Source organism: Haemophilus haemolyticus (assembly GCF_003351405.1).
In the GTDB taxonomy this organism is placed as follows: Bacteria; Pseudomonadota; Gammaproteobacteria; order Enterobacterales; family Pasteurellaceae; genus Haemophilus; species Haemophilus haemolyticus_N.
In genome coordinates this window covers 531,377-545,512 of the sequence record NZ_CP031240.1, presented here as the reverse complement: position 1 = coordinate 545,512, position 14,136 = coordinate 531,377, and the positions used below count along the sequence as shown (strand labels likewise).

At 36.8% G+C, this 14,136-nt stretch carries 21 protein-coding genes; 16 read left to right on the top strand and 5 right to left on the bottom strand.

What is annotated here, in order from left to right; all coding sequences use genetic code 11:
* Positions 1–12: 12 nt before the first annotated feature.
* The 12 genes from rpmJ to rseB all read left to right on the top strand — a co-directional run bounded on the left by rpmJ (position 13) and on the right by rseB (position 6,980).
* A complete protein-coding gene (gene rpmJ, locus DV427_RS02685; RefSeq protein WP_005625868.1) occupies positions 13–126 on the top strand; it encodes a 50S ribosomal protein L36 in 114 nt (37 codons plus the stop codon).
* Positions 127–267: 141 nt separating this feature from the next.
* A complete protein-coding gene (gene rpsM, locus DV427_RS02680; protein ID WP_005625867.1) occupies positions 268–624 on the top strand; it encodes a 30S ribosomal protein S13 in 357 nt (118 codons plus the stop codon).
* Between the two features lie 16 nt (positions 625–640).
* On the top strand, positions 641–1,030 hold the full coding sequence (gene rpsK / locus DV427_RS02675; RefSeq protein ID WP_005543603.1) for a 30S ribosomal protein S11: 390 nt from the start codon (positions 641–643) through the stop codon (positions 1,028–1,030).
* A 29-nt stretch (positions 1,031–1,059) separates the two neighbouring features.
* On the top strand, positions 1,060–1,680 hold the full coding sequence (gene rpsD / locus DV427_RS02670; protein ID WP_005625866.1) for a 30S ribosomal protein S4: 621 nt from the start codon (positions 1,060–1,062) through the stop codon (positions 1,678–1,680).
* 31 nt (positions 1,681–1,711) lie between these two features.
* Positions 1,712–2,701, top strand: a complete 990-nt coding sequence (locus DV427_RS02665) for a DNA-directed RNA polymerase subunit alpha (RefSeq protein WP_005625865.1) — start codon at positions 1,712–1,714, stop codon at positions 2,699–2,701.
* A gap of 40 nt (positions 2,702–2,741) precedes the next feature.
* Positions 2,742–3,128, top strand: a complete 387-nt coding sequence (rplQ, locus tag DV427_RS02660) for a 50S ribosomal protein L17 (protein ID WP_005635737.1) — start codon at positions 2,742–2,744, stop codon at positions 3,126–3,128.
* Positions 3,129–3,375: 247 nt separating this feature from the next.
* Positions 3,376–3,825, top strand: a complete 450-nt coding sequence (gene tnpA / locus DV427_RS02655) for an IS200/IS605 family transposase (protein ID WP_240317980.1) — start codon at positions 3,376–3,378, stop codon at positions 3,823–3,825.
* 92 nt (positions 3,826–3,917) lie between these two features.
* Positions 3,918–4,304: a large-conductance mechanosensitive channel protein MscL gene (mscL, locus tag DV427_RS02650; protein WP_114891212.1), complete on the top strand. Its 387-nt coding sequence runs from the start codon at positions 3,918–3,920 to the stop codon at positions 4,302–4,304.
* Positions 4,305–4,398: 94 nt separating this feature from the next.
* Positions 4,399–4,656 carry an FAD assembly factor SdhE gene (locus tag DV427_RS02645; protein ID WP_005643996.1) on the top strand — a complete coding sequence of 86 codons (258 nt, stop codon included), beginning with the start codon at positions 4,399–4,401 and terminating at the stop codon, positions 4,654–4,656.
* A gap of 108 nt (positions 4,657–4,764) precedes the next feature.
* Entirely contained in the window at positions 4,765–5,343 is a 579-nt protein-coding gene (rpoE, locus tag DV427_RS02640) for an RNA polymerase sigma factor RpoE (protein ID WP_005627595.1), read from the top strand.
* A gap of 16 nt (positions 5,344–5,359) precedes the next feature.
* The gene (locus DV427_RS02635) at positions 5,360–5,947 is read left to right on the top strand and encodes a sigma-E factor negative regulatory protein (protein WP_114891211.1); all 588 of its coding nucleotides are present in this window, start codon (positions 5,360–5,362) and stop codon (positions 5,945–5,947) included.
* Positions 5,948–6,032: 85 nt separating this feature from the next.
* Positions 6,033–6,980: a sigma-E factor regulatory protein RseB gene (gene rseB / locus DV427_RS02630; protein ID WP_114891210.1), complete on the top strand. Its 948-nt coding sequence runs from the start codon at positions 6,033–6,035 to the stop codon at positions 6,978–6,980.
* Positions 6,981–7,020: 40 nt separating this feature from the next.
* Here rseB and DV427_RS02625 read toward each other — a convergent pair whose 3' ends face one another.
* From DV427_RS02625 to apaH, 3 genes are all read right to left on the bottom strand, one after another.
* Positions 7,021–8,355: an NAD(P)/FAD-dependent oxidoreductase gene (locus tag DV427_RS02625; protein WP_114891209.1), complete on the bottom strand. Its 1,335-nt coding sequence runs from the start codon at positions 8,353–8,355 to the stop codon at positions 7,021–7,023.
* A 102-nt stretch (positions 8,356–8,457) separates the two neighbouring features.
* A complete protein-coding gene (locus DV427_RS02620; RefSeq protein WP_114891208.1) occupies positions 8,458–9,081 on the bottom strand; it encodes a glucose-6-phosphate 1-dehydrogenase family protein in 624 nt (207 codons plus the stop codon).
* 9 nt (positions 9,082–9,090) lie between these two features.
* Complete coding sequence (apaH, locus tag DV427_RS02615) at positions 9,091–9,918, bottom strand: bis(5'-nucleosyl)-tetraphosphatase (symmetrical) ApaH (RefSeq protein WP_114891207.1); 828 nt, start codon at positions 9,916–9,918, stop codon at positions 9,091–9,093.
* Positions 9,919–10,036: 118 nt separating this feature from the next.
* On the opposite strand from apaH, the gene DV427_RS02610 reads away from it, so the two are divergent.
* A complete protein-coding gene (locus tag DV427_RS02610) occupies positions 10,037–10,900 on the top strand; it encodes a glycosyltransferase family 25 protein (protein ID WP_114892168.1) in 864 nt (287 codons plus the stop codon).
* Between the two features lie 154 nt (positions 10,901–11,054).
* On the opposite strand, the gene DV427_RS02605 is transcribed toward DV427_RS02610, so the two are convergent.
* Positions 11,055–11,945, bottom strand: a complete 891-nt coding sequence (locus DV427_RS02605) for a glycosyltransferase family 8 protein (RefSeq protein ID WP_114891206.1) — start codon at positions 11,943–11,945, stop codon at positions 11,055–11,057.
* A 1-nt stretch (position 11,946) separates the two neighbouring features.
* The gene (rsmA, locus tag DV427_RS02600) at positions 11,947–12,813 is read right to left on the bottom strand and encodes a 16S rRNA (adenine(1518)-N(6)/adenine(1519)-N(6))-dimethyltransferase RsmA (protein WP_114891205.1); all 867 of its coding nucleotides are present in this window, start codon (positions 12,811–12,813) and stop codon (positions 11,947–11,949) included.
* A 205-nt stretch (positions 12,814–13,018) separates the two neighbouring features.
* On the opposite strand from rsmA, the gene infA reads away from it, so the two are divergent.
* From infA to priB, 3 genes are all read left to right on the top strand, one after another.
* Complete coding sequence (gene infA, locus DV427_RS02590) at positions 13,019–13,237, top strand: translation initiation factor IF-1 (protein WP_005627617.1); 219 nt, start codon at positions 13,019–13,021, stop codon at positions 13,235–13,237.
* A gap of 199 nt (positions 13,238–13,436) precedes the next feature.
* Entirely contained in the window at positions 13,437–13,814 is a 378-nt protein-coding gene (gene rpsF / locus DV427_RS02585) for a 30S ribosomal protein S6 (RefSeq protein WP_005627620.1), read from the top strand.
* Entirely contained in the window at positions 13,801–14,127 is a 327-nt protein-coding gene (gene priB, locus DV427_RS02580) for a primosomal replication protein N (RefSeq protein ID WP_005639404.1), read from the top strand. The genes rpsF and priB overlap by 14 nt, the downstream gene beginning before the upstream one ends.
* The last annotated feature ends 9 nt before the right edge of the window (positions 14,128–14,136 follow it).

Below are 14,136 nucleotides of genomic sequence, written 5' to 3'. Positions count from 1 at the left end.
AAAGGATAAGCAATGAAAGTTCGTGCTTCCGTAAAGAAAATGTGTCGTAACTGTAAAATTGTTAAACGTGAAGGTGTTGTACGAGTATTGTGCAGCGATCCTAAACATAAACAACGTCAAGGTTAATTCATATTTTTTCTTGCAAAGAACCAGTTGAGCAGTTATACTGCTCAACTCATTTATGTCCTTGGTATTCTGTTTGAGTATCCTGAAAACGGGCTTTTCAAGATCAGAATACCAAATTAGTTAAAATAATAGGAGTGCATAGTGGCCCGTATTGCAGGCATTAACATTCCTGATCACAAACACGCTGTAATCGCTTTAACTGCAATTTACGGTATTGGTAAGACTCGCTCTAAAGCTATTTGTGCTGCAGCGGGTATTGCTGAGGATGTTAAGATCAGAGAATTGTCTGAAGAGCAGATTGACAAACTGCGTGACGAAGTTGGTAAATTTACCGTTGAAGGTGATTTACGTCGTGAAGTAACACTAAACATCAAACGTCTTTTAGACTTAGGTTGTTATCGTGGTTTACGTCACCGTCGTAGTTTACCGGTACGTGGTCAACGTACTAAAACTAATGCGCGTACCCGTAAGGGTCCACGTAAGCCGATCAAAAAATAGTCGGGGTAAATAAAGAATGGCTAAAACACCAGTTCGTGCACGTAAACGTGTAAAAAAACAAGTCGTAGATGGCGTAGCACATATTCACGCATCTTTCAATAATACAATCGTTACTATTACTGACCGTCAAGGTAACGCTCTAGCATGGGCGACTGCAGGTGGTTCAGGTTTCCGCGGTTCTCGTAAATCTACCCCGTTCGCTGCGCAAGTTGCTGCTGAACGTTGTGCTGAAATTGTTAAAGAATTCGGCTTAAAGAACTTGGAAGTTATGGTTAAAGGTCCGGGTCCAGGTCGTGAATCTACAATTCGCGCGTTAAACGCAGCGGGTTTCCGTATCACGAATATTACTGATGTGACTCCGATTCCTCATAACGGTTGTCGTCCACCGAAAAAACGTCGCGTTTAAGACGTATATAGGATAGTTGGAGAAAGAAAATGGCAAGATATTTGGGTCCAAAACTCAAGCTCAGCCGTCGTGAAGGTACTGATTTATTTCTTAAATCAGGCGTGCGTGCGATTGATTCAAAATGTAAAATTGATACAGCACCTGGTCAACATGGTGCTCGTAAACCGCGTTTGTCTGACTATGGTAGTCAATTACGTGAAAAACAAAAAGTTCGTCGTATCTATGGTATTTTAGAACGTCAATTCCGTAACTACTATAAAGAAGCAAACCGTTTAAAAGGTAACACTGGTGAAAATTTATTAGTGTTATTAGAAGGTAGATTGGATAACGTTGTTTATCGCATGGGATTTGCTGCAACTCGTGCAGAAGCTCGCCAATTAGTGAGCCATAAAGCGATTGTTGTAAATGGTCGTGTTGTTAACATTCCATCTTTCCAAGTTTCTGTAAATGATGTTGTTGCTGTTCGTGAGAAATCTAAAAAACAAGCACGTATTAAAGCATCATTAGAATTAGCAGAACAAAGAGAAAAACCAACATGGTTAGAAGTTGATTCTGCAAAAATGGAAGGTGTGTTCAAACGTGTTCCTGAACGTTCTGATTTATCAGCAGATATTAACGAACATCTGATCGTTGAGCTTTACTCTAAATAATAGTTAAGCTTAAAAGCAAAGAGAGGATAAAATGCAGGGTTCTGTTACAGAATTTTTAAAACCACGTTTAGTAGATATTGAACAAATTAGTTCAACTCATGCTAAAGTGATCTTAGAGCCGTTAGAGCGTGGTTTTGGCCATACTCTAGGTAATGCATTACGTCGTATCCTTCTGTCTTCAATGCCAGGTTGTGCTGTAACTGAAGTGGAAATTGATGGCGTATTGCACGAATATAGTAGTAAGGAAGGTGTTCAAGAAGATATTCTTGAAGTTCTTTTAAACCTTAAAGGTCTAGCGGTTAAAGTACAGAATAAAGATGATGTTATTCTGACACTAAATAAATCTGGAATTGGCCCTGTTGTTGCAGCGGATATCACCCATGATGGTGATGTTGAAATTGTGAATCCGAATCATGTAATCTGTCACTTAACTGACGAAAATGCATCAATCAGTATGCGTATTCGAGTTCAGCGTGGTAGAGGATATGTTCCAGCTTCAGCTCGCACTCATAGTCAAGCGGAAGAGCGTCCAATTGGTCGCTTACTTGTTGATGCTTGTTACAGCCCAGTTGATCGCATTGCATATAATGTTGAGGCAGCTCGTGTTGAGCAACGTACTGACCTAGATAAACTTGTTATCGAGTTAGAAACTAATGGTACGCTTGAGCCTGAAGAAGCAATTCGTCGTGCTGCAACAATCTTAGCAGAGCAACTCGATGCATTCGTTGATTTGCGTGATGTTCGTCAACCTGAGATTAAGGAAGAAAAACCGGAATTTGATCCGATTTTATTACGTCCTGTAGATGATTTAGAGTTGACAGTTCGTTCTGCTAACTGTTTGAAAGCAGAAACAATTCATTATATCGGTGATTTAGTACAACGTACAGAAGTTGAATTATTAAAAACACCTAATCTTGGTAAGAAATCTCTTACTGAAATTAAGGATGTGCTCGCTTCACGTGGCTTGTCACTTGGTATGCGCCTTGAAAATTGGCCACCAGCAAGTATTGCTGAAGACTAGTTTGGTCATAGGTTAAGATTTTTCTGAGAAGGATAAGATCATGCGCCATCGTAAGAGTGGTCGTCAACTAAACCGTAATAGCAGCCATCGCCAAGCGATGTTTCGTAACTTAGCAAGTGCTTTAGTTAGTCATGAAATCATTAAGACTACTTTGCCTAAAGCTAAAGAATTACGCCGTGTAGTTGAACCGTTAATTACATTAGCAAAAGTAGATAGCGTTGCAAACCGTCGTTTAGCATTCGCTCGTACTCGCAACGTTGAAACTGTTGCAAAATTATTTAATGAATTAGGTCCACGTTTTGCTCAACGTGCAGGTGGTTACACTCGCATTTTGAAATGTGGTTTCCGTGCAGGCGATAATGCACCAATGGCATACATTGAGTTAGTTGATCGCCCAGAAGTTGCTGAAGCAGCTACTGAGGAATAAAAATCAATTCAAAGGAAAAGCTCACTATAAAGTGAGCTTTTTTATTATAGCCAGACGAAAGTCTGGCTATAATAACCATACGCTATGCGTATGGAGCCAAATAGCTTAAGCTATGAATAGAAAAAATCCTCGCTATATAATGAACAAGGCTGACAACCCAAATTCAACATATAGGGGGATTATCATGGTAAGTAAAACCAGTGACGATTCAACTCTATCACACACAAAATAGAACGGTAAGTATCACATTGTATTTATCCCGAAGTACAGAAGAAAAGCAATTTATGGAAAGTTAAGAGCAGATATAGGTCAAATATTGAGGCAGTTATGTGACTATAAAAATGTGGAGATAATAGAAGCGCATGCAATGCCAGACCATATCCATATGCTCTTAAAAATCCCACCTAAAATATCAGTATTAGGTTTTATGGACTATCTGAAGGGGAAGTCAGCGCTGATGATTTTTGAAAGACACGCGAACTTAAAATATAGATATGGAAATAGGCATTTCTGGGCGAAAGGATTTTTTGTCAGCACAGTAGGGTTAAATACAAAAGTGGTAGAGGATTATATAAGAAACCAAGAAAAAGAAGATATGGTTCAAGATAATTTATCAACGAAAGAACATGTTGACCCCTTTAAGGGGGTAATTAAGGAAATAATTAGACGCGGTTGTCAGTTCTCACAAGCCCCTTGAGGGGTTTGTGAAGTATAGGCCCTGATAGGGTAGCCTAAAAACCGCATGTTTTACGTGCGGATTGTTATTCAATCTCTAAAGGAAAAATTATTATGAGTTTTATTAAAGAATTTCGCGAATTTGCAATGCGCGGTAATGTTGTAGATATGGCTGTCGGTGTGATTATCGGTGGTGCGTTTGGTAAGATCGTAAGTTCACTTGTTAGTGATATTTTTATGCCTGTGCTTGGTATTTTAACGGGTGGCATTGATTTCAAAGATATGAAATTTGTATTGGCTCAACCACAAGGCGATGTTCCAGCTGTTACTTTAAACTACGGTGTGTTTATTCAGAATGTGATTGATTTCATTATTATTGCTTTTGCAATCTTTATGATGATTAAGGCACTTAATAAAGTGAGAAAACCAGAAGAGAAAAAAGCAGGTCCTACATCGGAAGATTTGCTCACAGAAATTCGTGACTTATTAAAGAATAAATAATGAAATTGAAAAATAAAGGTTGGTAAATATGCCAACCTTTTTTTATTGTTATTTTTTAGGCTATAATCGCCCCCTAAAATTTAAGGAATTAAAAATGGAAAAATATAATAAACTCCGTATTGAATGGGATTGCCGCCGAGGAATGTTGGAGTTGGATAAAATCATTATGCCTTTTTATTTGAAGCATTTTGATGAATTAACAGATGACAAAAAAGATATATTTATTCGTTTATTAGCAAGTACAGATCTGCAGCTATTTTCTTGGTTTTTTAATCGTGGTCAATCATCAGATTCAGAAATTCAATCTATGGTGGAATATATCCAAAACGTACAAAAAATCACAACTAATTAAAATTATTAAGATATGTATGAACTTTTTTCACACACTTGTGTCTGAGATTGCAACAAGAGCTTGCTGTCTTGAATATTAAGGCGTGTTAGATATTGGCATAGGAGAAATATGGCTGAACAGCTAACAGATCAGGCTTTGGTAGAAAGAGTGCAGCAAGGGGATAAGAAAGCCTTCAATTTGTTGGTTTCTCGTTATCAGAATAAAGTGGCGGGGCTTTTGACTCGCTATGTATCACGTAACGATATTCCTGATGTGGTGCAAGAATCCTTTATAAAGGCTTATCGCTCAATTGAATCTTTTCGTGGCGAAAGTGCTTTCTATACATGGCTTTATCGAATTGCCGTCAATACGGCAAAAAATTATTTAACGGCTCAAGGACGTCGTCCACCTAATGAAGATATTTTAGCTGAGGATGCTGAAAATTATGATGTGGGTACGCACTTGCGGGATGTAGATACACCCGAAAATGAAATGTTATCTAGTGAACTTGAACGAATTGTGTTTAGTACGATTCACAGTTTGCCAGAAGATTTAAAAACAGCAATCACCTTGCGAGAGCTAGAAGGTTTAAGCTATGAAGAGATTGCAGAAATTATGGATTGCCCTGTTGGTACTGTTCGTTCTCGTATTTTCCGAGCAAGGGAAATTATTGAGAATAAAATTCAACCACTGATGCAACGTGAATAAAAAGTCGGAGTTTACTATGCAAAAAGAGCAACTTTCAGCCTATATGGATGGCGAACAAGTCGAGGCTGGCTTGACAGATGCTTTATTGAAAGACGAAGAATTACAAGAATCTTGGCAGGCATTCCATGCTGTACGAGCAGTGATGCGTAAAGAAAGCTACTTGTTTCTAGGGGCTGATTTTACCGCTAAAATGGCAGCTTTAATTGAATCTGAAGAAGTGAAGAAAGTCGATGTCATTGCGGTGTCTCAACCTGAACCAAAAGATACACATAATTCTGTATTTATGCAAAAACTAAAAGCGTTCTTTGCGCCAATGACGCAAGTTGCTGTTGCTGCTGGTGTATGTTTGGTGGCGGTACTTGGTGTTCAATCTTTCAATAATAAAAACGATGCGTCTAATTTACCTGAGACTCCAGTATTGCAAACCTTGCCATTTAATAATGCGGTTCAAGAGGTTAGCTATAATGCGCCGAGTAAAGATACATTGACATCAGATCAGCTTGAACAAAAAAGTCGCCGTATTGGTGCGATGTTACAGAACTATGAATTACAACGTCGTATGCATGCCGATGCATTAAATGTAAGTAGTAATAGTCAGAAATAATACGATTAGTTCAGTTAGTTTATGTTAATTCACCACCTAATATATTATTTAGCGTGGTGAATTTTTATCCTTTAAATTTATTTTTATGAAAAAAATCGCGTTAAAATTTACCGCACTTTCTCTTTCTTTACTATTAAGTAGCATTGCTTCTGCTGAAGAGCTTTCTGCGAAGCAGTCTTTAGATAAAATGACACAAGCATTGGATAATCTCAATTATGAAATTGCCTTTGTTCAAACAACGCCATCAAATATGGATTCCTTTCGCTATCGTCATATTAAGAAAGATAATAAAACTTATGCGCAATTAGTGACGCTTGATGGTCGTCAACAAGAAATTATTCAACGTGATAATTTAGTCAGTTATTTTCAGCCAAATACTCAAGCATTTACGCTTAATAGTGGCAACATAGTCGATGCAATGCCAGCTGTTGTTCACGCTGATTTTGATAAACTTTCTTCAGTTTATGATTTTATAAAAATAGGTAAAGATCGAGTGGCTGGGCGTTTTGCTGATATGATTCGTATTGTCCCTAAAGATGATTTCCGATATCAGTATTTAGTGTTTGTAGACGAAGAAAATGGTTTATTGTTACGCGGCGATATGCTTGATAGTGAAGGTAAATTACTTGATCAGTTTAGAGTTGTAACGCTTTATATCGACGATAGACTAAGAGGGTTGACGGAGTATATTAACAAAGTCTCAATGCCCCCTTTGTTGAAAGAAAGTAAAAATGAACAAAGTTCAGATATAACTTGGTCTGCAGGTTGGTTGCCACAAGGTTTTTCTTTAATTCGATATACTCAAGAAACATTAGAAAATGAAGTTGTAGATAGTGCGCTATATAGCGATGGTTTATTTACTTTTACACTATTTGTTTCTAATGCAGGCTCTAATGTTTTGCCAGAAAATAGTTGGAAACAAGGGGCATATACGATTTATAGTGAAGTGAATGGCGGAAAAGAAATTACTTTTATCGGGCAATTGCCCATAGCTGCAGCTAAGCGAATTGTACAAGAAGTTAAATTTCGATAAGAAGTGCGGTGATTTTTCACCGCACTTTTGTCTTTTACGACTAGTGTAATTTTAATCTTGGTTTTAAATAACGATTAAGTTTATCAACCAGAATAATCAATCCAATTTTAATGCAACCATGTAAAGCATGTTGATGCATTCTATATAAGGATACATAGGCAAATTGTGCAAATTTACCTTGAACAGTCAGTGGGTTTTTCCCAAATTTATTTGAAATGCTCCCCAATGCGGTAAAGCTTGAAAGAGAAACCAAGGTTCCTTTATCGTTGTATTTGAATGCTTTTAATGGTTTTTGCTCAAAAAGTGCAAAGATATTTTTCGCACAAGCTTTTGCCATTTGATGTGCTGCTTGCGCTCTTGGCGGGACTAATTTACCGTTTGGTTGCATTAATGCCGCACAGTCACCAATGGCAAAAATACTGTCATCTACCGTAGTTTGAAGGGTATCTTTTACCACTAATTGATTGATGCGGTTAAGCTCTAATCCATCGAATTGCTGTGTTACGGTTGAGGTACGAACACCCGCAGCCCACACAATCAGATCAGCTTTGATTTCTTCGCCATCTTTGGTGATAAGTGTATTTGGTTGAGCTTCTGTGATCATCGTATTTAATTTCACATTTGCACCCATTTCTTGTAATTCATCTAATACCGCAGCAGATAAATTTTCAGGTAGAGCAGGCAATAATCGAGGCCCCGCTTCAACTAAGGTGACTTGCAAGCAAGAATTATCAATTTTACCGTAACCGTAAGAAGATAAGTCTTCAGTCGCATGATAAAGCTCAGCAGTTAATTCCACACCAGTAGCACCACCGCCAACAATCGCAATATTGACTTTGCTCTCATCGACTAATTTCTGTTTAAATTCTTCTTCACCAATATCGTCTAATGCACGGTTTTCTGAAAATTTAAGGAATAATTCCAACATTCTTTGTTGGAAGCGAAGTGCTTGATCAGAGCTGTCTAAGAAAATACAGTTATCAGCCACGCCTTTTGTATTGAAATCATTCGATTTACTGCCAATTGCAATCACTAAATAATCATAAGGAATACGACGTGCAACCACGAGCATATCGCCTTCTTGCCCATAAACGGGGGCAAGTTCAACATATTTTTGCTCACGATTAATACGTGTGATTGAACCTTGTTCAAAGCTAAAATGGTGGTTTTTCCCGTGTGCACGATAGCTAAGAGAATCCGTGCCATCATCCATCACACCTGTGGCAATTTCATGCAATAAGGGTTTCCACAAGTGGGTCGCATTGCGATCCACAAGCGTCACTTTAGCCTGTTTTTTACGACCTAATTTGTCGCCTAAAAATGTCGCTAACTCTATGCCGCCGGCGCCACCGCCAACGATCACGACGTTTTTCATAAAGCTCTCCTAAAAGTTTAAATTGTTAAAAATGTTAAATTAATGTAATGATAACATAACAACTAAACAGGGCGAAAAACTTTCATGAAAATAACCGCACTTTTATTGATGGCAATATTCGTAGATTGGTTGTAATGCTTGAATTGTTTGAGTAATAAAAGATACAGGATTTATTTGACCGAGCTCTGATTTTTCAATGCTTTTGCCTATGCACCAAAAATCTTCTTCTGAGCGTAAAATAAGATCGTTTTTAGTCATTTGTTTTACTTGGCGAAAATCATCATATTCACTTTCGCCCTCTCGCCAAATATCAAAATCAGCAAATTGTTTGAAATCAAATTGATCAAGCCACTGATTATATTGTTGCACATTAATTTGTGAGCGATCCGCACGATAGCAATGCCAATCTAAACACACTCTTAGTCGGCGACGATTTAATAGCACAGAAAAGATTGCTGCAGAATTTTGGTTAAACTCGTATTTAAAATAAGCGAAGAAATGCGCCCGTACTTGCCAGCCATTGGTCCAACTTTCAATATGCGGTTTCGCAAAAGGTGTGCCAAGTTGCTTTGCGACTTCTTGAATAATCGCTTTCCAATTATCCCAATGTAATTTGTAATCCGCTTTAATTGCCGGAATATCTTCTGGACAGAATTTTTTCATTTGGGCAAATTGATAGAAAGGAATATTGAACAGTTCACAAGATTCAGCAGTAAGCGAGAGCATAGTGTTTCCTTAAAAATTACTGTAATTTTTGACAGCGCTTTGTGTGAAGAGCTGTTTGTCTTCCCAACGCAACATGGTCATCCGATTATTCCACACACATCCTGTATCCAAGGCATAAATACCTTTTGGAGTTGGCTCATCGACTAAACTTGCCCAATGTCCAAAGACAATGGGAATTTGTTTATAAAGTGGATTACCCAAATTAAACCAAGGAGTGAGGTCCGCTGGCGCATCTTTCAAAGGGGATTTACAGGCAAAATCAAAGTGATGATCCAAATAGCAAAAACGCATTCGAGTAAAAGCATTAATAATGTAACGATGACGCGCTAAGCCCTGTAAATCTGGCGACCAGCGATCAGGCTGTTCAGAATACATATTTTCAATGAGATAATGAAAATCACCGTGTTGCAAAATTTGTTCAACTTCGGCCGCACAAGATTTCGCAGTTTCCAAATCCCAATCAGGCGAGATACCTGCGTGTGCCATCAGGAAGTTTAACTCTTCACTGTGGACAAGTAATGGTTGGTGGCGTAACCAATGAATCAGTTCATTAAAATCGGGTGCATTAAAAATGGCATCGACGCGATCACGTGGTTTTACTTTTTTAGTACCCAGTGCGGTCGCAATTAAATGTAAATCGTGATTACCTAGTACGGTTTGTGCTGCATTACCAAGTGATTTTACGAAACGAAGGCATTCAAGTGATTTATCCCCACGCGCCACAAGATCCCCCACAAGATAAAGTTTATCTTGCGTAGGATTGAAGCTCACACGTTCTAATAAAAGCTGTAATTCATCATAACAGCCTTGTAAATCACCAACGAAATAGGTTGCCATTTTTGACCGCTCTTTTATAAATAAATTTTGAGAATTTTAACACAGAATTTTATTGTTGATTTATTCTTTTCGTATAGTAGAATGCAAAAAATTTAGTTATTTCCATTTTTATTTAAATATGAGTGCTATTGAAAATATTGTCATTAGTATGGAAAATGCAACTGAACGTCGCAAACATATTACTGAGCAATTTGAATCAAAAAAACTTTCATTTAGTTTCTTTAATGCGTACACTTATCAATCAATCAATCAATCAATCAATCAATCAATCAATCAATCAATCAAACCCATATTACATAATATAGAGGAATCCAAAATACTTACTAAAGGAGAAAAAGGCTGTTTAATTAGCCATTTCTTATTATGGAATAAGTGTGTGGATGAAAATTTGGAATATCTTACAATTTTTGAAGATGATGTAATTCTTGGCGAGAATGCGGAAGTATTTTTGAATCAAAATGAATGGTTAAAAACACGTTTTGATTTTAATGATATTTTTATTATTCGTTTAGAAACTTTTTTACAGCCAGTTAAACTTGAGAAACAAACTAAAATTTCACCTTTTTATTCTAGGAATTTTGATATTTTAAAATCAACTCATTGGGGAACTGCTGGTTATATTATTTCTCAAAGTGCGGCTAAATATGTAATTGAATACTTAAAGAATATTCCTTCTGATGAAATTGTTGCAGTTGATGAACTTATTTTTAATAAATTAGTTGATGCTGATAATTATATTGTCTATCAACTGAATCCAGCAATTTGTATTCAAGAACTCCAAGCCAATCAAAGTAAAAGTGTATTAACAAGTGGATTGGAAAAAGAACGAGAAAAACGTCCAAAAATCCGTAAGAAAAAAACATTGAAACAGCGTTTAACTCGGATAAAAGAAAATATTATACGAGCTTTAAATAGAAAAAAATGGAAAGAACAACAATGCATTAAAGAAATGCAAGGTAAAGAAATTGTTCATTTTATGTAGATAGACTTATGAAGTGATTTGTATAGGCTTAATTGTTTAAGCTTATTCATAGATGACCACTAGACATGATAATTCTCTAAAGTTTGAAATTTACCAGAGAAATTGGCGGTTATAAACTATAAATATAAAATCATCATACAATAAATGAGTAAGATTAAAATATGCGATAGAAAAATTTATATTTTATTTCTTTAATTATTCTTTTAACTTTCTTTCTAAAAGCAACAACATCAAACTCAGCTTTAAAACTCGGATAACTATTGCAGATTTCTTTAAATAGTGAATACCCTAAATTGGCTTTTAAGTGAGAACTTCGACTAGACCAAAACTTATCTTGTCCTGGATAATGGTAAATAACTGTAGGAAATTGAATTTCTCGTTCTTTTCGATATTTTATATAACCAGATTCAAATGGCGTAAAGTTAAACCTTGTATTTATAAATTTAACATCGTTTTTGAAAATACCATTTAAGATATCCTGATCTTGATACCTTATAACATCCTTGTATTTATTTAACCAAGCCAGACTCATGTCTAGAACATTCAATTCCCGCCATCTTTGCATATTGATAAGAAGTACTCCGGCGTTAAAATAATGATGATTTTCTAAGCCCATTTTAGCCTTGTAATCTGCTTGCTCAATTTCAATAAAGAAATCTTTACATGCAGCAAGTGAATACTGTTCGATATCAGTATTCCATAAATCATTTAATGAGCCATTTGTTAGAGTATCAACATCAATATAAAGTAACTTATCTACATCAGGGATATATTGAGTTATATTTAATCTGGCATAGGTTGCTAAAGAAATATAATTTATTGTAATGGGAAAGTTAGCAAATTCATCTTTATCCACGCCTATAAACTTGATACTTTTTCCATGATTGGAAACGATATTTGCTATAATTTTTTTATTGTTATTATCAATGCCAAAATCTAAAATATAGAAACAAATTTCAGATTCAGAATTATTTTTTAATACACTTAATATGCTAACGGCTAAATATGGTGCATAGTTATTATCAGATGAAAAAGCAATATTCATATTAGTCTTCACTTAATTCTAAAAATTGATCCCCATCGAAATTATCTGGTGGGTTATCTGCCAACCAGTTCGCTAAACGAACATAATCTGCGATAGCTAAATTTTCTGCGCGTGCATTTAAATCAATACCAAGTGCGGTCAGATTTTCAGGTGAAAATAGCGTTGAAAGCGCATTGCGCAGAGTTTTACGGCGTTGATTGAACGCTTGGGAGCACACGCGGTTCAGCCAATATAAATCTTTTACAGGATGCGGCAATTCTTTATGAGGAATTAAACGCACAACGGCTGAATCCACTTTAGGTGCAGGTTTGAAGGCAGAAGGTGGTACTTCAAGTACAGGCATCACTTGGCAGAAGTATTGCGCCATAATGGTTAAGCGACCATAAGCTTTGCTATTTGGCCCTGCACATAAGCGTTTTACCACTTCTTTTTGTAACATGAAGTGCATATCTTGAATCACGTCATGATACTTAAATAAGTGGAACATTAATGGTGTAGAAATGTTGTAAGGCAAGTTACCAAACACACGTAATTTTTGCCCTTTTTCTGCTAAGTTTTCTTTTGTATAAAGCTCACCAAAATCAAATTGCATCGCATCCGTTTCAATAACAGTGAGCTTTTGATGTAAAAATGGATGGTGACGTAAACGTTCTGCAAGGTCTCGGTCAAGTTCTACCACAGTCAGATGATCAACAAGTTCACCAACAGGCTCTGTTAATGCACCAAGTCCCGGACCAATTTCCACTAAGAATTGATTGGGTTGTGGGTAAATCGCCGCCACGATACCTTGAATCACAGAAGTATCATGTAAAAAGTTTTGGCCAAAGCGTTTACGCGCCGTATGACCTAAGTGTTTTTTTGAATTCATATACTATTTTCTTTTATAAAAGTGCGGTTATTATAGGGTTTGTTTTTGCTTTGTAAATCATTGTTAGGTTATGCCAAATTGAGTTTTTTATGAACAATATTATTTTTTCTTTCGTAGAAAGTTAAAAACGGCTATAATCCGCCCGTTTTTCTTAACTTTTCCGCCTAAAGTGCGGATAAAAAATCGATTATTTTTAGAGGATACAATGGCAAAAGAAGATTGCATTGAGATGCAAGGCACAATTTTAGAGACTTTACCGAATACTATGTTCCGCGTGGAGTTGGAAAATGGTCACGTGGTTACTGCGCATATTTCTGGAAAAATGCGTAAAAACTATATCCGTATTTTGACTGGGGACAAAGTGACTGTAGAAATGACTCCTTATGATTTAAGTAAAGGTCGTATTATTTTTCGCAGTCGTTAATCGCAGAAGACTTGAGATAGGCCGATATTGTTATAATATCGGCCTTCTTTTTTTGCTCAAAAAGAACTCAAACTGGTTGCGGAACGTAAAAAAATCAGTATAATCCGCAAGCCTTAGCCACATTGAATTTTTCGTTCCTTGCCTTTGCAGATTGGTGGCTGATCTACGTCAAAGGCTGATTAACCCGTAAGGAGCAGTAATGCGTCACTACGAAATCGTGTTTATGGTTCATCCGGACCAAAGCGAGCAAGTACCAGGTATGATCGAACGTTACACCGGTTCTGTAAAAGAAGCTGGTGGTCAAGTTCATCGCCTAGAAGATTGGGGTCGTCGCCAATTAGCGTACCCAATTAATAAATTACACAAAGCACACTATGTGCTTATGAATGTAGAAGCGCCTCAACAAGTCATCGACGAGCTAGAAACGACTTTCCGTTATAACGATGCTGTATTACGCAGTCTTGTTATCCATACTAAGCACGCCGTAACAGAAGCGTCCCCAATGAAAGCGGCTAAAGAAGAACGTAAACCTTTAGCTGAAGTTGAAAACAACGATTTTGAGGATGCTGAAGAGTAATTTGAAAATTGATAATCGTTTTTCGGTTATGGGAGTCGTTTCTCAGTTGCCAAAGCGATTAAAGAGCCCTAGTGGAATTGAGCATTGCAAGTTTTTGTTAGAACATCGTTCTGATCAGATTGAAAGTGGTTTTACACGTCAAGCTTGGTTAAAAATGCCAGTTCAAATTAGTGGTAATCAATTGATAGAAAAAACTCAAAGCATTACGGTCGGTAGTAAAATTTTGGTGGTGGGATTTATTACATCACATAAAACCCAAAGTGGGTTATGCCAATTAGTTTTACATGCCGAGCAAATCGAATTTATAGATTAGGAGACTAGC